We start from the raw sequence: 16,858 nt of genomic DNA on the forward strand, positions 1-16,858 counted from the left end.
GCGGGTCTCAGCTGACGGTCTCGCGGTCGTGCTGGCAGACCGAGCAGCTGGTCAGGCCCGCGGCCTCGGCCTGGGCGAGCGTCATCGTCTCGACGCCGGTGTCGCCGGCGCCGCGGATCAGCGGGCAGGCGGTGCTGTGATAGCGGCGCGTGCCCACGATGACCTTCACCGTGCCCGGCTTCGCCTTGAGGGTCACGTCCGGGCTCGTCTCCTCCTCGGCGGGCTCGGCCTTCTTGGCCTCCGCCTTGGTCGACTCCGCCTTCGCGGGCTCCGCCTTCTTGGCCTCCGCCTTCTTGGGCTCTGCCTGCGTCGCGGGCCTGCCGCCGGTTTCCTGCTTCTCGGTACGGCCGGCCGCAGGCTTCTCGGGGGTACGGTCCGCCGCCGCGGCGGGCTTGTCCGTAGTGCCGGGCGGCCGCTGGCCGGGGGCCGGGGTACTCGCCGGCGTGGTGGCGCCGGTGGGCAGCGGCCCCTTGGGCTTGGCCGCGGACTCGGCGGACGAGGCGGGCCGCTCGGGCGCACCGGTCTGGGCAGCCGCAGGCCGCTTCGGCGCGTCCCCCTGAGACTGTCCGGGCCGCTCGGGCGCACCGGTCTGGGCAGACGTGGGCCGCTTCGGCGCGTCTCCCTGAGGCTGCGCGGGCCGCTCTTGCGAGGACGGGCGCTGGGTGCCCTGGGAAGGCGCGCCTGGCCCCTGCGAGGACGCAGCGGGGCGCTGAGGGCCGGTTTCCCGGGTGGGTGTGCCAGGACGCTGGGGGCCGCTCTCCTGCGGCCGTACGGGCCGCTGAGGGCCACTGCCCTGTGCCGGGGCGGGGCGCTGGGGGCCGCCGCTCTCCTGGGGTGGGGCGGGGCGCTGGGAGGCCTTCGGTGACGCGGCCGGGGGCGCGCTCTCCTGGGAGGCGGCGGCCGTGGTCACGTACGGGGCGAGGCGCGGGCCCGTCGCCGGGGAATCGCCGGCCGGGTCCGGGCCGGAGGCGCCGGGCTTGGGGCCAGGAGACTTCGGCTCCGTGGAGCCGGGCTTCCGCTCGGAGGCGCCCGGCTTCTGCTCGGAGGAGCCTGGCTTCTGCTCGGAGGCGGCGGGCTTGGGTCCGGAAGCGGGGCCGGGCTTGGAGGTGCCGGGGGCCGGTTGGGAGGCACTGGGGGTCGGCTTGGGCTTCGCCGTACCGGATTTGGCGGGGTCACCGCTCCTGGCGGGGGACTTCGCGGCGTCGAACCAACCGCTGGGCCGCTCTGCCTGGGGAACCTGCTCGCCGGAAAAGATCGGGGGACGGAGGTCCTGGGTCGCCTCGGAGGGGGGCTCCTCGGCAGGGACCGTCTCGGGGGATGCGACCGCGCCTTCTGCGTTCATGGGGACGGCGGGGCCGGACTGGGGGGTGGCGGCCGGCTCGGGGTCGGCGGCAGGTGGCAGCTGCCGTCCGCCGAGCGCTGCGTCAGGCAGGCACGACGTGCAGGGCGTGAAGCCCTCCTCGCGCGCCTCCTCGTAGGTGAGCTCTTCGTGATCACGCCCGGCCAGCTGACGGCAGCCGGGGACGTGGTAGCGCTTGCGGCCGGGTATGACCAGCACGATGGAGTCCGGCGAGATTCCGCGCATCGGGGGGCGGCGCGGGGTGGGAGCCGGGGCGGCCGCGCTCTGAGTACGCGACGCTCCCACCGGACCTGGCTGGACTGCCGGAGGCACGAGACCCGCGGGCGGTGCGGGCGGCACAGCGGCCTGCTCCCCGCTGGGGAACAGCTCGTGTCGCCGCAGGAAGGCCCCGATCACCAGGAACAGCGCGGACAGCACGCTGACCACGATGGACCACATGATCAGGTACGGCGCTCCCAGCACGAAGCCTGCGATCAGCAGGACGACCGCCGTGAGCACCAAACCAGCGCTGATAAAGATCACAGGGGGCTCTCTCGAGAGACGGGTCTAACGACCCGCTACCTTACCGGCGATCGTTGTGCGGGCCGTCTCCGCCGGGGAATGCGCCCTGCGGAGCCTCGCCGCCGAACGGGCTCGGACCACCGGGCAGAGGCTGCTGGCCACCCTGCGGCACGGCGTGCGACATGGCGGGAGCGGCCGCGGGACCACCCGGCATGACCGGGAAACCACCGCTGCCTTCGGCGGACACGTTCAGCTCGGCGAGCTGGTTCTCCAGGTAGAGCTTGAGGCGGCTGCGGTACTCGCGCTCGAAGCTGCGCAGCTCCTCGACCTTGCGCTCGAGCTCGTCGCGGGTCTGGACGAGGGAACCCATGGCCTGGCGGTGGCGCTCCTGCGCGTCGCGCTCGAGCGTCTCGGCGCGGGCACGGGCGTCGCCGATGACCTGCTCGGCCTGGCGGCGGGCCTTGGTGAGGATCTCGTCGGCCTCGCGGCGGGCGCGGGTGACGGTCTCGTCGGCCTCGCGGCGCGCGTCGGCGATCGCCTGGTCGGCGGTCTGCTGCGCGAGGGCGAGCACGCGGGCCGCGGTGTCCATGTTGTCCTCGGCGGGAGGCATGCTCATCGCGACGGGTTGCGGCTGCTGCTGCATCGGCTGCTGCTGCATCGGCTCGGGCGCCCGCATGGGCTCCGGCTGCGGCGGCTGCATCATCTCGGGCTTGGGCTGCTCCTGCACGGGGGCGGAGGCCATGGGCATCTGCATGCCGCCCGGCACCTTCCCACGCAGGCACTCGGCGAGCTTGGCGCGGAGCTCCTCGTTCTCTTGGATCAGGCGGTCAAGCTCAGCCTCCACCTCGTCGAGGAAGGCGTCGACCTCTTCCTCGTCGTAGCCCGGCCGCAGCCGGGTGGTACTGAACTGCTTGTTCCGCACATCAGCGGGCGTCAGCGGCATCTTTTGGTCTCCTTGGCGCGCTTGGAGTCTGTCCGTAGGGGACGGTACCCGAATCACTTCAGCGCGGACACGAGTTGGATCTTGACCGGTATCTCACGGCCCCTCGTCCGCTAGCCCAGAGTCCCCGCGAGTTCGAGCAGGATCAGGACCACGATGAACAGGACCGTGAAGCTGAGGTCAAAGGCAACCGTACCCAACCGGAGCGGAGGAATGAAACGGCGGAGGAACTTGAGAGGTGGGTCGGTTGCGGTGTATGTGGCCTCTGCCAGCACCAGTACAACACCCGACGGCCGCCACTGACGGGCAAACGCCTGTACCACATCAAAGATCATCCTGCCGATGAGCAACACCAGATAAAGAGACAGGACTACGACCAAGATCTGACCTACGATCCCCACGGCCTGGCCGCGCCTCCACTTCCGATGAGCCCTCCCGGTCTCGGCGAGACCTGGCTGGATCCGATAGACATACAGAGACTCTAACTCTGGTTGAAGAACCCGCGTTCCGCGATTCGAGCCTTGTCCTCGGCGGTCACCTCGACATTGGCAGGGGACAACAGGAACACCTTGTTGGTAACACGTTCGATGCTGCCGTGTAGGCCAAAGACCAGACCTGCCGCGAAATCCACCAGTCGCTTGGCGTCGGAGTCGACCATCTCGGTCAGGTTCATGATGACCGGGGTGCCGTCGCGGAAGTGTTCTCCGATGGTGCGCGCCTCGTTGTACGTGCGCGGGTGCAGCGTGGTGATGCGCGCCAGATCGGTCGTACGCCGCTCCAGGACGGTCGTGGCGGGTCTCGGCGCGGGCACACCCGGGTCGGCCTCCTCCTCGCGGTCCTGGACCGCCACGGCTCGTTCCTCGCCGCCTCGGGGTGGCTCGTCGTCGTAGGTGTACTCGTCGGTGTAGGTCTCGTATCGCTCGTAGCGGTCGTCCTCCACGAGACCGAGGTAGACCGCCATCTTGCGCATCGCGCCGGCCATCGCTACGTCGTCCTCCTGCTCATGGTCTCACTTGCCCGCGGCCGCCGTACCCCCCTGGACTCACCGCTGATGATCGACCTCTACTGGATACGCGGGCCTCAAGGCCCACTTGAGGGGACATTACCTGACGAAGGGCTTGCGGCGGCCGAGCAACGCCGTACCGACCCGCACGTGTGTCGCACCGTGTGCGACGGCCTGTGTCAGATCCTCACTCATACCCGCAGAAATCATCACGGCGTCCGGGTGGCGCTCGCGCAACCCCAGCGCAACCTCGCGCAGCCGGGCGAACGCCTTGCCCGGATTCTCGCCGAGCGGTGCCACCGCCATCACGCCGCCCAGCCACAGTCCCTCGGCCGAGGCGATCTCGTCGGCCAGGTCGGGCACGCCCGCCGACACCACGCCGCCACGGCCGGGGTCGTCGTCGAGCGCCACCTGCACCAGGCAGCCGACCCGCCGGCCCGCTTTGACGGCTTCCTTGCTCAGCGCGTGCACCAGGCGGGCGCGGTCCACGGAGTGCACCAGGTCGGCGTAGGCGACCACCGAGTGCGCCTTGTTCGTCTGCAGCTGGCCGACGAAGTGCCAGGTCAGCCCCAGGTCCGCGCACTCGCGGGCCTTGGGCGCGGCCTCCTGGTCCCGGTTCTCCCCCACGTCCGTGACCCCGAGCTCGGCCAGGATCCGCACGTCGGAGGCCGGATACGTCTTGGTCACCGCGATCAGCGTGACCTCCGACCGCGCCCGGCCCGCCGCCTCACACGCCTGCACGATCCTGGTCTCCACTGCGGCCAGGTTTCCCGCGATCTCTTCCTTGCGCACGCCACTCATCGTGTCATTCACCGCATTGGGTACGGCACGCGGTGTCACACCATGTCCGTGGACGACAGACGGTCCGGTGCCGTGACGTGGCGGTTTGTGTGAAATCCCACATTTCCCACCACCGCCAACGACACCACCCATGCACCCCCAGAGGGCGTCGTAACGGCGCCCAGCCACGCATCACCGGAGGAGCGTCTCCCTGGACGGAGCCCGGCCGAAGTACGGCGCCTGGCGGTCCCCACCGCCTGCCGTACAGCAGCACGAAGACCCCCAGACACACCGATGCCCAGCCGGGAGGGACACGGCTGGGCTGCGGGGCGGGGTGTTGCTACTTCAGGAAGTCCGGAACGTCGAGCTCCTCCTCCTGCTCCTCGAACACCACCGGACGGCGCTTGGCGGGCTCCCCCATGCGCGAGGTGATGGGCGTGGGCGGGTTGGTGGGCTCGGGCGTGGGCCGCGGGATCGAGACGGGACCGGGGCCCACGTCCTCGAGGGCCTCGGCTGACTCGACCGGCCGTACCGCCTCGACACGCGGTTCCGGCGCGGGCTCGTGACGCACGGGCTCGGGACGGAACTCGGCCTGCGGCTCGAGACGGGCGGGCTCCGCACGCAGCGGTTCCGGACGTACCGGCTCGGGGCGGACCGGCTCGGGCGCCGGCTCCTCTGGCCGGGGCTCGGAGCGGAAGTCCGTACGGGCGGCCTCCGGACGGAAGGGCTCGGCACGCAGCTCGGCACGCGGCGGCTCGGCCTTGACGCTCGGCGCGGTGACCCCGGAGGGGCGCGCGGGCGCCGAGACCGGCGCGGCGGGCTGCGTCGCGGCGGGACGGCTCTGCGGCCGCGGCACGACCTTCTCCACCGGCGGCGGCACGTCGTCGAAGCCAGCGGCGATCACCGTGACGCGGACCTCGTCGCCGAGCGCGTCGTCGATGACCGTGCCGAAGATGATGTTGGCGTCGACCGCCGCGGCCATCGACACCAGCTGCGCCGCCTCGTTGATCTCGAACAGGCCCAGGTCGGACCCGCCCGCGATGGACAGCAGCACGCCGTGCGCGCCGTCGATCGAGGCCTCGAGTAGCGGGCTGGAGACCGCCATCTCGGCCGCGGCCACGGAACGGTCGTCGCCGCGCGCGTGGCCGATGCCCATCAGCGCGGAACCCGCGCCGGACATGACCGACTTGACGTCGGCGAAGTCCAGGTTGATCAGACCGGGCGTGGTGATCAGATCGGTGATGCCCTGGACACCGGACAGCAGCACCTGGTCGGCCGCCTTGAACGCGTCCAGCACGCTGACCTGCCGGTCGGAGATGGACAGCAGCCGGTCGTTCGGGATCACGATCAGGGTGTCGACCTCGTCGCGCAGGGTCTCGATCCCGGCCTCGGCCTGGGATGCCCTGCGGCGGCCTTCGAAGCTGAACGGCCTGGTCACCACTCCTATCGTGAGCGCGCCCAGCGAGCGGGCGATGTTGGCCACGACCGGCGCGCCGCCGGTGCCCGTGCCACCACCCTCGCCGGCCGTGACGAAGACCATGTCGGCCCCCTTGAGGACCTCCTCGATCTCCTCGCGATGATCCTCGGCCGCCTTGCGCCCCACGTCGGGGTTGGCGCCCGCTCCAAGACCGCGCGTGAGCTCGCGGCCCACGTCCAGTTTGACGTCGGCGTCACTCATCAGCAGCGCCTGGGCGTCGGTGTTGATGGCGATGAATTCGACGCCCTTGAGTCCCTCCTCGATCATCCGGTTGACGGCGTTTACTCCGCCGCCGCCAATGCCGACGACCTTGATGACCGCGAGGTAGTTCTGCGGTGCTGCCACGACGAGGGGCCTTTCCGCTCGTTAGACTTGCCATTTCGGTGCGGATGATCTCCGCGCTTTCACACTTCGGTTTAACTCTCAACCTCAAGTTGAGATTCAGATTTATGTCAACCTGAGATTGATACGGACAGTAGGAGTTACGCTCCGCGCGGGTCAACTAACCGCGCCGCAAGCACGTCCGGCGTGTCGCGGGCCGTCCGTTTCGCTCCGCTGTCACGCCAGGTCGGACCCCCACTGCCCGGAATACAGGTTCTCACGCCGGAACCCCGGGGTCGGCCAGGTACGGCGCCTGCGCCCGCACAGGCTTCGCAAGGACACGGTGACGTGAAGGTCATTCGCGACTGGGAGCCCACCTTCGGTAGACGCGCGAACCTCACTTGAGGGTGACCACGTCGGGCGAGCTCACGTCGTAGACGTCGGCCTTGCGCCGCAGGAGCGTGGTCAGGATGCGCGCTTTGTCGGCCGCTCTGTCCGATCCGCCCCAGACGACCGTCCGCCCGTCGTTCAGGTCGAGCGAGACGCCCTCGGCGGTGGTCGCCCGCACCTGGCGGACCTTGCCCTGCAGCACGTCGGGCAGCGACGCGATCACCTGCAGCGCGGCGCGGGTCGCGGCGTCGTCGGCGCCCGGCCTGTCGACCTTGAGCACGGGCAGCCTGGGCGGCCCGACGTCTCTGATCTCGATGACCACGCCGTCCTTGTCGATCAGTGCGACCTTTCCCGACACGGGGACGACCGCCACGGGCTCCCGCTCGGCCACCTCGATCCGCAGCGTGCCCGGCCAGATCCGGTCGACCTTGGCCGTGGCCAGCTGCCTGATCGCCAGGACCCGACTCTGCACGCCCGCCAGGTCCACGGTGGCCAGCGGGTGCAGTGGCTCGATGGCCGCCTGTTGCTGGATGCGTTCTGTGGGGACTGTGAGATTTCCCACGATCTCCACGTTTCTGACGCCTAGTACCGGCGAGAAGAACACCAACCAGGCCGCCGTGCCCACAACCCCGGCCGCCAGCAGCCCGATAAAGGCCCTCCGCCCCCTACTCACCCCGCGACCCTAGTCTTCTCTCCTCTTGAAAGGTCGCACATACACGCGCTTTTCAGATTCTGTACGGCGGGCGGTCCCACCGGCCGCCCGCCGCACTTCGGCTGAGGGCCCGCGAGCGGCGGGTCCGGCGAGTCGGGGACGGTCGCCCGCCGTCACGGCGCACGGGATCCGTCTGGCGGGCTTTGGTGGCACGCCTGCTTGTTCTGCCGGGTGACTTTTGTCAGTGGGAGAGTTCGGCGACGATCATGGGGCCCAGTTCTGTGACGTCGCCGGCGCCCATGGTCAGGACTATGTCGCCGGGGCGGGCGCGGGAGGCCACCAGGGCGGGGACGGCGTTGCGGTCGGGGGCGTAGGCGACCTGGGTGGCCTCGCGGGGGACGCGGCTGGCCACCATGGCGCCGGACACGCCGGGCTCGGGGTCCTCCCTGGCGCCGTAGACGTCCAGGACGATCGCCTCGTCGGCGAGCGCGAGCGCGGCGCCGAACTCGTCGGCGAAGAAGCGGGTGCGCGAGTACAGGTGCGGCTGGAAGATCGCGATGACCCGGCCGTCGCCCGAGTAGGAGGCCACCACGTCCCGCGCCGCCCGCAGGTCGGCCGCCAGCTCGGTCGGATGGTGGGCGTAGCTGTCGAAGACGGCCACGCCGCCCGCCTCGCCCTTGGCCTCGAAGCGCCGCTTGGCCCCGGTGAAGGTGGCCAGGCCGTCGCGCACGTCCTCGAAGGGCAGCCCAAGCTCCACCGCCGCGGCGATGGCGGACGTGGCGTTGAGCGCGTTGTGCGCCCCGGGTACGGCCAGCCGTACCTCGCCCAGCCCGTCGATGGTGAAGGTGGTGCCGAACCCGTCGGGCCGCACGTCCGCGATCCGGTAGTCACCCTCGGAAACGCCGTAGGTGACCACCCGCAGCCCGCGGGCGCGCGCCGCGGAGGCGACGTCGGCGGCCCCCGGGTCGTCGGCGCAGGCGATCAGCACGGACCCGATCCGGTCGACGAAGCGGGCGAAGCTGTCGTGCACGGCCCGCGGGTCGCCGTAGTTGTCCAGGTGGTCGGCCTCGACGTTGGTGACGACCGCGATGTCGGGCGCCAGCATGAGGAACGAGCCGTCGCTCTCATCGGCCTCGGCCACGAACACCTCGCCGGTGCCCTCGTCGGCGCCCAGGCCCGTGGTGACCAGCTGCCCGCCCACGCAGTAGGAGGGGTCGGCACCGCACTTCTGCAGCGCCACGGTCAGCATCGAGGTCGTGGTGGTCTTGCCGTGGGTGCCCGCCACCGCGACAGCCGTACGGCCGGCCATGACGGAGGCCAGGGCGGCGGCCCGCGGGATGACCCGCAGCCCCTGCCTGAGCGCCTCACCCAGCTCGGGGTTGGAGTCGCGGATCGCGGTGGAGACCACCACGGTGTCGACGTCGCGGATGTTGGAGGCGGCGTGGCCGATGTGGATCGTGGCGCCCAGCTCGCGCAGCTCGGAGACCAGGTCGGAACTGCGGGCGTCGCTGCCGGTCACGCGGACGCCGCGCTTGAGCAAAATGCGGGCGATGCCCGACATTCCGGCGCCGCCTATGCCGATGAAGTGGACCCTGCCCAGCTCCTCGGCGGCCACGGGGTCCACGAGCTTGACGAGACTCATCGGGCGATCTCCAACACTTTCCTGGCCAGTACGAGGTCGGCGTCCTTGCGACCCAGTTTGGCGGCGGCCTCCGACATGGCGGCGACCCGCTCGGGGTCGCGCAGGATGGGCAGCACGTTCTGAATGATCCAATCGGCTGACAGCTGGGAGTCGTCGACCACGAGGCCGCCGCTTCCCGCTGCGATGCGTTCTGCGTTGATCCGCTGTTCGCCGTTGCCGTGCGGCAGCGGCACGTAGGCGGCGGGCAGGCCCACGGCGGTCAGCTCGGCGCAGGTGAGCGCTCCGCTGCGGCACAGGGCCAGGTCGGCGGCGGCGTAGGCGAGGTCCATCCGGTCGACGTAGGGCAGCAGCACGTACTGCGGGTCGCCTGGTGGCGGCTCCGCCTCGACGGTGTTCTTCGGGCCGAGCACGTGCAGCACCTGCACGCCCGCGGCCCGCAGCGCCGGGGCGGCGGACAGCGCGGCCTCGTTGAGCGAGCGGGCACCCTGGGAGCCGCCGAACACGAGCAGCGTGGGCCGCTCGGTCTGCAGGCCGAACCAGGAGCGGGCCTTGTCGCCCATGGAGAAACGCTCCAACGAGACGATCTCGCGGCGCAGCGGCGTGCCGATGTAGTCGGCCTTGGCCAGCGCCGAGTCGGGATGCCCGCTGTAGACGTGGTCGGTGAGCCGGGCGCCGAGCCGGTTGGCCAGCCCGGGCCGCGGGTTGGCCTCGTGCACCACGATCGGCAGCCCGCGCCGCTTGGCCGCCAGGTACGCGGGGGTGGCCACGTAGCCGCCGAAGCCGACCACGACGTCGGCCTTGACCTTGTCGAGGATGCCGACGGCCGCGTTGATCGCCACGGCCAGCCGTCCTGGCACGGTGAGCAGCCTGGTGCTCAGCGCCCTGGGCAGCGGCACGGCGGGGACCAGCTCCAGCTCGTAGCCCCTGGCGGGCACCAGGCGGGTCTCCAGGCCACGCTCCGTGCCCATGCAGGTGATGCCGATGCTCGGATCCAGCTGGCGCAGCGCGTCCGCAAGGGCCAGTGCCGGTTCGATGTGCCCGGCCGTCCCGCCACCGGCGAGGACCACCCTCATGTCGGTCACTCCCTAACGTCTCACTCGGCCTCTGGTCGTTCCCCCCAGGCCAAGCCAGCTTAGGGCCCGGGCGGCCGGTCCGGGGCCACGAGCGGCCAGAGCCTCGCGTGCCCCGGGCTCGCGTTTGGCGAACGACAACAACATGCCAAGCGCCGCCAGTGTGGGCAACAGGGCGGAACCGCCGTAGGAGACCAGGGGCAACGGAATGCCGGTGATGGGCAGGACGCCGAGCACGGCGCCCATGTTGACCACGGCCTGCCCGACGATCCAGGCGGTGATGGCCGCGGCGGCCAGCCGTATGAAGGGATCCTTGACGCGGGCGGCGACGCGCAGACCCGCGTAGCCGAGCAGCCCGAACAGCGCGACGACCACCAGCGTGCCCATCAGGCCGAGCTCCTCGCCGAGGATGGCGAAGATGAAGTCGTTCTCGCCGTGCGGCAGCCAGCTCCACTTGGCGCGGCTGCTGCCGAGCCCCAGGCCGAACCAGCCGCCGGAGCCCATCGCGATCTGCCCCTGCACCGCCTGGTATCCCGCGCCCTGGGCGTCCGCCCACGGGTCGAGGAAGGCGCCGATGCGGGCCATCCGGTAGGGCTCGATCTTGATCATGATGATCGCGGCCAGCATGGCCAGCGCGAGGATCCCGCCGAACAGCTTGATCGGTGCCCCCACCACCCACAGCAGCGACAGGAAGATCATGAACAGGACCAGCGTGGTGCCCAGGTCGCGGCCGAGCATGACCATGACGGCCAGGATCGCGGTGCCGGGCATGAGCGGGAGCAGCATCTGGCGCCACTCGATGCGGCCCTGCCTGGCCCTGCGCGCGAGCAGGTCGGCCCCCCACAGCGCCAGGCCCAGCTTGGCGGGCTCGGACGGCTGGATGGTGAAGGGGCCCACGTAGATCCAGCGCTGCGCGCCCAGCTCTGAGGAGCCGATGAACAGCACCATGACCAGCGCGATGATCGACAGCGCCATCAGCGGGTAGCCGGCCCAGCGGAAGAACTTGTGCGGCAGCCGCGAGCACACCCACATGATCGGCACGCCCACGGCGGCCGACAGCGACTGCTTGACGAACCAGGAGAACGGGCTGCCGGTCTTGAGCAGCGCCTCGATGCTGGAGGCCGACAGCACCATCATCAGCCCGAGCGCCAGCAGCAGCGCGCTGCAGCCGATGATCAGGTAGTAGGTGGTCAGCGGCTTGCCCAGCAGCTCCTTGAGTGTCCCCAGCTGCTCGCTGAACCAGCCCGTCTCGGTCGCGCGGCGTTTGGGGGTGCGCTCCTCGGTGGCGGTGCTCACCGCTTCAGGTTCCGTACGGCGTGCGCGAAGGCCTCCCCCCGCGCCGGGTAGTTGGCGAACATGTCCAGCGAGGCGCCCGCCGGGGACAGAAGCACGGTGTCTCCCGGGGAGGCGAGCCTGGCGGCTTCGGTGACGACACGGTCCATGACCCCAGTGTCTTGGTCGGCGATGTCGACCACGGGGACATTCGGCGCGTGTCGCGCGAGGGCTTCGGCGATCCTGCCCCGGTCGACCCCGATCAGCACCGCCGCCCTGAGCCTGGGCGCAGCGTCGCGCACGAGCTCGTCCACGTCCGCGCCCTTGAGCTGGCCGCCCGCCACCCACACGATCGAGCGGTAGGCCGACAGTCCGGCGGCCGCCGCGTGCGGGTTGGTGGCCTTGGAGTCGTCGACGTAGTCCACCTCGTCCACGCGCGCCACGTGGCTCAGCCGGTGCGGGTCGGGCACGAAGTCCCGCAGCCCCTGCGCGACGGCGCCGGCGGGCACGCCGTACGCCCTGGCCAGGGCCGCGGCGGCGAGCGCGTTGGCCACGTTGTGCGGGGCGAAGGGATGCACGTCGTCGAAGGTCGCCAGCTCCTCGGCCGCCTCGACGGGGTCGTCCACGAACGCCCGGTCGACCAGCAGGTCCTCCACGATGCCGATCTGCCCTGGCTTGGGCACCCGCAGCGTGAACCCGACGCTCCTGGCGTACGGCGCGGCCAGCGCGGCCGAGGTGGGGTCGTCGGCGTTGTAGACCACGACCCCGGCCCGCTCGTAGATCCGCCCCTTGGCCTCGGCGTAGGACTCCAGCGAGCCGTGCCAGTCGAGGTGGTCGGGGGCCACGTTCAGCACGGCGGCGGCGGCCGGGGCCAGCGACGAGGACCAGTGGAGCTGGAAGGACGACAGCTCGACGGCCAGCACGTCGTAGGGCTCGGCGACCGCCTCGACCACGGGCACGCCCACGTTCCCCACCGCCAGGGCCTTGTGGCCGGCGGCCAGCAGGATCGAGGTGAGCATCCGCACGCACGTGGTCTTGCCGTTGGTGCCGGTCAGCGCCAGCCACGCGGCGGCGCCGGAGGGGCGCAGCCGCCAGGCCAGCTCCACCTCCCCCACGACCTCGACGCCCGCGGACACCGCGGCGGCGATGAGCGGGTGGTGCGGGGCCCAGCCGGTGGTGACCAGCCGGGTCGCTTCCGGGGGCAGCTCCATGGCGCCGAAGCGGACCTCGACGCCCAAGCGCTCCAGCTCGGCGGCGACGAGCCGTTTCCGCTCGTCCTCGACGGCCTCCACGACCACGACGCGCTCGCCGCGTCCGGCCAGCGCCCTGGCGGCGGCCGGACCGGAGACCCCGAGTCCCGCCACACAGGTGCAGGTCACCTGGGCATCCACTCGACGTAGAACAGGCCCAGGCCGACCGCGGCGCACAGCCCGGCGATCAGCCAGAAGCGGACCACGATCGTGGTCTCCGCCCAGCCCTTGAGCTCGAAGTGATGTTGCAGGGGCGCCATGCGGAACACCCGTTTACCTGTCATCTTGTAGAACCCGACCTGGATGATCACCGACATCGTGATGATCACGCAGAGCCCGGCCAGGATGATCAGCAGCAGCTGGGTCCTGGTGGCGATGGCCAGCCCGGCCAGCACGCCGCCCAGCGCCAGCGACCCGGTGTCGCCCATGAAGATCTTGGCCGGCGGGGCGTTCCACCACAGGAACCCGATCAGCGCCCCGAGCACCGCGGCGGCCACCACGGCCAGGTCGAGCGGGTCGCGCACCCAGTAGCAGTTGGGGCCGAGCTGGTCGATGCAGTTGTTGCGCAGCTGCCAGTTGCCGATCAGCACGTAGGCGCCGAGCACCACGCCGGTCGCGCCGCTGGCCAGGCCGTCGAGCCCGTCGGTGAGGTTCACCGCGTTGGAGAACCCGACGATCATGATGAGCACCCAGATCGTGAAGCCCACGATCCCGATCGACGGGCCGAAGTCGCGCAGGAACGACAGCCGGGTCTCGGCGGGGGTGATGCCGTAGACGTTGGCCTGGCCGGTCACCAGCACCGCGAAGATGGCGCCGACGACCAGCTGGCCGAGCGCCTTGGCACCGCTGCGCAGGCCCAGGCTGCGCTGCTTGTAGATCTTGATGAAGTCGTCGAGGAAGCCGACCGCGCCCAGCCCTGTCATCAGGAACAACACCAGCAACCCGGAGACCGTCGGCTGTTCCAGCATCGCCAGGTGGGAGCCGCCGTAGGCCAGCAGCGAGGCGAGCACGATCACGGTGCCGCCCATGGTGGGCGTGCCCCGCTTGTCGTAGTGGCCCGACGGACCCTCCTCGCGGATCTCCTGGCCGTAACCGCGCCGGGAGAAGAGCCGGATGGCCAGCGGAGTGCCCAACATCGAGAGGATCAACCCCACCGCAGCGGCGATGATGATGTTGGTCACTGCTTGGCCTCCCCGAGCAGCAGCTCGGCCGTCCGCTCCAGCCCCATCGCACGGGGCCCCTTCACCAGCACGGCGTCGCCCGGGCGCAGCCAGCCGCCCAGCTCGGCCGCCGCCGCCTCGGCGTCGGGCACGTGCACGATCCGCGTCACCCCGCTGTCGTCGTACGGCAGGCCGCCACCGGGCCCGTCCGGCCCCGAGGCGGTGCGTTGCACGGCGGCGAAGGCGCCTTCGAGCACGGGACCCGCCTCGGGGCCCGCGACGACCAGCCCGGTCAGCCCGGCGCTGCCCGCCAGGCGGCCCAGCTCCTCGTTGAGCGCGGCGCTGTCCTCGCCCAGCTCGCGCAGCGCGGCGATGACGGCGAAGCAGCGCCGGCCCGTGCCGAGCCTGCCGAGCGCCGCGAAGGCGGCCCGCATCGAGTCGGGGTTGGCGTTGTAGGCGTCGTTGACCACGATCACGCCGTCGGGCCGCTCGGTGACCTCCATCCGCCAGCGGCTGCGGGGCGTCGCCTCCGACAGCTCCTCGGCGATGGTGGCCACGGGCAGGCCGAGCTCGTATCCGGCCGCGGCGGCGGCCAGCGCGTTCTCCACCGCGTGCTCGCCGTACAGCTTGAGCTTGACGTGCGCGGCGCCCGAGGGAGTGCGCAGCGTGAAGCCGGCGCGGCCGCGCTCGTCGAGCACGACGCCCTCGGCGCGGATCGCCGCGTCGTCGGAGTGGCCGAAGTAGGTGACGCGGGCGCTCGTGCGGGAGGCCATCTCGCGCACCAGCGGGTCGTCGGCGTTGAGCACGGCGACGCCGCCGGCGGGCAGCGCCTCGACCAGCTCGCCCTTGGCCTTGGCGATGCCCTCCTTGCCGCCGAACACGCCCAGGTGGGCGGTGCCGACGTTGAGCACGACGCCGATGGAGGGTGGTGCGATGCGCGCCAGGTAGCCGATGTGGCCGACCTCGCGGGCGCTCAACTCGAGCACCATGAAGCGGGTGTCGTGGTCGGCCTTGAGCACGGTCAGCGGGTGGCCGATCTCGTTGTTGAAGGAGTTCACCGGGGCGATGGTCGGGCCGATCCGGCCGGTGATCCTGGCCAGCAGGTCCTTGGTCGTGGTCTTGCCCGCCGAGCCGGTGATGCCGATCACGGTGGCCTGGGGCAGCGAGGCCGCCGTGGCGGAGGCCAGCGCGGCCAGCGCGGCGGCCGCGTCCGGAACGATCACGGTGGGCGCCTCGAGCGGCCGGGTGGCCAGCACCGCGACGGCGCCGGCCCGGACCGCGTCGGCGGCGTAGTCGTGGCCGTCGACCCGCTCGCCCTTGAAGGCGACGAAGAGGGAGCCCGGCTCCACCTCGCGCGAGTCGATCACGACGGGCCCGCGCACCACGGCGCGGGGATCGGCCATCCCCGACAGGGCGCCCGAGGTTATCTCGGCGATCCTGGCCAGTGGCAACGGGATCATTTGACCTTCCTATCGATCGCTTCGGCGACCACCTCGCGGTCGTCGAAGGGGATCACCTCACCTGCAACGTACTGGCCCTGCTCGTGGCCCTTGCCTGCCACGACGACCACGTCTCCCGGACCGGCCCTGCCGATCGCCAGATCGATGGCGGCCGTCCGGTCAGGCTCAATGATCACATGAGCGCGGTCATGCTGCGGAACGCTGAGCGCTCCCTCCATCATCGCGGCCAGAATGCCCAGGGGGTCTTCAGAGCGCGGGTTGTCGCTGGTGAATATTGCCACATCTGCCAGCCGTGCCGCCGCTTCGCCCATGAGCGGGCGCTTTCCCGCGTCACGGTCACCACCGCAGCCGAGCACGATCGTCAGCTCGCCGGCGGTCACCTGGCGCAGCGCGCGGAGCACCGACTCGACCGCGCCCGGCTTGTGTGAATAGTCCACCACGGCCTGGAAGTCGTGCCCGGGCCCCGTGACGCGCTGCATACGTCCCGGCACGCCAGTGAGCGTGCCCACGCCGTGCACCGCCGTCTGCAGCGGCACGCCGGCCTCGACGAGCGTGACGACGGCGCCGAGCGCGTTGGCGACGTTGAACGGCCCCGGCAGCGAGATCTGCGCGTCGGCCTCGACGCCGCCGGGCCCGACCACGCGGAAGGTGCTGCCGTCGGCGCCCAGCCGGACGTCGGTGGCCCGCCATTCGGCCCCGGGGTCGCCCAGCGCCGAGAACGTGGTCATCGGCACCTTGGCCAGCGTCAGCAGCTCGCGCCCGTAGCGGTCGTCGATGTTGGTGACGCCTGCGCGGCTCAGATCCGGCTGGAACAGGCGGACCTTGGTCGCGAAGTAGTCGTCGAAGTCCTTGTGGAAGTCCAGGTGGTCCTGCGACAGGTTGGTGAACAGGGCCACGTCGTAGAAGAGCCCCTCGACCCTGCCCAGCGCCAGCGCGTGGCTGGAGACCTCCATGGCGGCCGCCGTGACGCCCTGCTCGCGCATCAGCGCGAACAGGCCGTGCAGTTCGGTGGCCTCGGGCGTGGTCAGGCGCGGCTCGAACCGCAGCCCGCCCGCGTGGATCTCCACGCCGCCGACCAGTCCTGTGGTGTGCCCCGCCGCGCGCAGCCCCGCCTCGAGCAGGAACGTGGTGGTGGACTTGCCGCTGGTGCCGGTGACGCCGAGGATCGCCAGCTCCTGGGCCGGCCTGCCGTACACCCAGGCGGCGATCTGCCCGAGCAACTGGCGCGGCTCGGGGACAACCAGCACCGGCAGGCCGGTCGCGGCGGCCTCGGCGCGCCCCTCGGGGTCGGTCAGCACGGCCACCGCTCCGCCGGCCATCGCCTGGGCGGCGAAGCTCGCGCCGTGAGTGGTCTCGCCGCGCAGCGCGACATACAGGTCGCCGCGCTGGACGGCGCGCGAGTCGATGGTGACGCCGGTCAGCGCGGCGTGCGGCGAGCGCGCGGTGCCGGAATCGGCGTCGAGCATGCTCGCCAGCCCGGTCAGCGGGCGGGGCGGATTGGTCGTGGGACGCATTGTCGCGGGCTTGGCGACTATTGGTGTTGTCGCGGACTCGGCGACAGTGGGTTTCGACGACGGGGG

General features: G+C 71.3%; 14 protein-coding genes. All 14 read right to left on the minus strand.

Features of this window, described 5'->3' with window-relative positions; all coding sequences use genetic code 11:
• Nucleotides 1-7 precede the first annotated feature (7 nt).
• The 14 genes from ACIBHX_RS10875 to ACIBHX_RS10940 all read right to left on the minus strand — a co-directional run bounded on the left by ACIBHX_RS10875 (nt 8) and on the right by ACIBHX_RS10940 (nt 16,792).
• On the minus strand, nt 8-1,882 hold the full coding sequence (locus ACIBHX_RS10875) for a hypothetical protein (protein ID WP_397066344.1): 1,875 nt from the start codon (nt 1,880-1,882) through the stop codon (nt 8-10).
• A 40-nt stretch (nt 1,883-1,922) separates the two neighbouring features.
• Complete coding sequence (locus ACIBHX_RS10880; protein WP_397066346.1) at nt 1,923-2,804, minus strand: DivIVA domain-containing protein; 882 nt, start codon at nt 2,802-2,804, stop codon at nt 1,923-1,925.
• Between the two features lie 110 nt (nt 2,805-2,914).
• On the minus strand, nt 2,915-3,202 hold the full coding sequence (locus ACIBHX_RS10885) for a YggT family protein (protein WP_397066348.1): 288 nt from the start codon (nt 3,200-3,202) through the stop codon (nt 2,915-2,917).
• Nucleotides 3,203-3,282: 80 nt separating this feature from the next.
• Nucleotides 3,283-3,783 carry a cell division protein SepF gene (locus ACIBHX_RS10890; protein ID WP_397066350.1) on the minus strand — a complete coding sequence of 167 codons (501 nt, stop codon included), beginning with the start codon at nt 3,781-3,783 and terminating at the stop codon, nt 3,283-3,285.
• A 120-nt stretch (nt 3,784-3,903) separates the two neighbouring features.
• Entirely contained in the window at nt 3,904-4,605 is a 702-nt protein-coding gene (locus ACIBHX_RS10895) for a YggS family pyridoxal phosphate-dependent enzyme (RefSeq protein WP_397066352.1), read from the minus strand.
• 319 nt (nt 4,606-4,924) lie between these two features.
• Entirely contained in the window at nt 4,925-6,406 is a 1,482-nt protein-coding gene (gene ftsZ, locus ACIBHX_RS10900; RefSeq protein WP_397066354.1) for a cell division protein FtsZ, read from the minus strand.
• A gap of 373 nt (nt 6,407-6,779) precedes the next feature.
• Nucleotides 6,780-7,445, minus strand: coding sequence for a cell division protein FtsQ/DivIB (locus ACIBHX_RS10905; protein WP_397066355.1), 666 nt, complete (start codon nt 7,443-7,445; stop codon nt 6,780-6,782).
• Nucleotides 7,446-7,665: 220 nt separating this feature from the next.
• Nucleotides 7,666-9,066 carry a UDP-N-acetylmuramate--L-alanine ligase gene (gene murC / locus ACIBHX_RS10910; RefSeq protein WP_397066357.1) on the minus strand — a complete coding sequence of 467 codons (1,401 nt, stop codon included), beginning with the start codon at nt 9,064-9,066 and terminating at the stop codon, nt 7,666-7,668.
• Nucleotides 9,063-10,139, minus strand: a complete 1,077-nt coding sequence (gene murG / locus ACIBHX_RS10915; RefSeq protein ID WP_397066359.1) for an undecaprenyldiphospho-muramoylpentapeptide beta-N-acetylglucosaminyltransferase — start codon at nt 10,137-10,139, stop codon at nt 9,063-9,065. Before murG ends, murC begins: the two co-directional genes overlap by 4 nt.
• Before the next feature lie 12 nt (nt 10,140-10,151).
• Nucleotides 10,152-11,432, minus strand: coding sequence for a putative lipid II flippase FtsW (gene ftsW / locus ACIBHX_RS10920; RefSeq protein ID WP_397066360.1), 1,281 nt, complete (start codon nt 11,430-11,432; stop codon nt 10,152-10,154).
• Nucleotides 11,429-12,787, minus strand: a complete 1,359-nt coding sequence (gene murD, locus ACIBHX_RS10925; RefSeq protein WP_397066362.1) for a UDP-N-acetylmuramoyl-L-alanine--D-glutamate ligase — start codon at nt 12,785-12,787, stop codon at nt 11,429-11,431. Before murD ends, ftsW begins: the two co-directional genes overlap by 4 nt.
• Nucleotides 12,784-13,839, minus strand: coding sequence for a phospho-N-acetylmuramoyl-pentapeptide-transferase (gene mraY, locus ACIBHX_RS10930; protein ID WP_397066364.1), 1,056 nt, complete (start codon nt 13,837-13,839; stop codon nt 12,784-12,786). The genes murD and mraY overlap by 4 nt, the downstream gene beginning before the upstream one ends.
• Entirely contained in the window at nt 13,836-15,278 is a 1,443-nt protein-coding gene (gene murF, locus ACIBHX_RS10935) for a UDP-N-acetylmuramoyl-tripeptide--D-alanyl-D-alanine ligase (protein ID WP_397066366.1), read from the minus strand. The genes mraY and murF overlap by 4 nt, the downstream gene beginning before the upstream one ends.
• Nucleotides 15,275-16,792: a UDP-N-acetylmuramoyl-L-alanyl-D-glutamate--2,6-diaminopimelate ligase gene (locus ACIBHX_RS10940; RefSeq protein WP_397066368.1), complete on the minus strand. Its 1,518-nt coding sequence runs from the start codon at nt 16,790-16,792 to the stop codon at nt 15,275-15,277. Before ACIBHX_RS10940 ends, murF begins: the two co-directional genes overlap by 4 nt.
• Nucleotides 16,793-16,858: the final 66 nt, after the last annotated feature.

Source organism: Nonomuraea sp. NPDC050536, assembly GCF_044457685.1.
Lineage (GTDB): Bacteria > Actinomycetota > Actinomycetes > Streptosporangiales > Streptosporangiaceae > Nonomuraea.

Coding starts and splice junctions, on each gene's coding strand:
- ACIBHX_RS10880 (WP_397066346.1), bottom strand. CDS start 2,804: ATGCCGCTGACGCCCGCTGATGTGCGGAACAAGCAGTTCAGTACCACC.
- ACIBHX_RS10890 (WP_397066350.1), bottom strand. CDS start 3,783: ATGGCCGGCGCGATGCGCAAGATGGCGGTCTACCTCGGTCTCGTGGAG.
- ACIBHX_RS10895 (WP_397066352.1), bottom strand. CDS start 4,605: ATGAGTGGCGTGCGCAAGGAAGAGATCGCGGGAAACCTGGCCGCAGTG.
- murC (WP_397066357.1), bottom strand. CDS start 9,066: ATGAGTCTCGTCAAGCTCGTGGACCCCGTGGCCGCCGAGGAGCTGGGC.
- murG (WP_397066359.1), bottom strand. CDS start 10,139: ATGAGGGTGGTCCTCGCCGGTGGCGGGACGGCCGGGCACATCGAACCG.
- murF (WP_397066366.1), bottom strand. CDS start 15,278: ATGATCCCGTTGCCACTGGCCAGGATCGCCGAGATAACCTCGGGCGCC.
- ACIBHX_RS10940 (WP_397066368.1), bottom strand. CDS start 16,792: ATGCGTCCCACGACCAATCCGCCCCGCCCGCTGACCGGGCTGGCGAGC.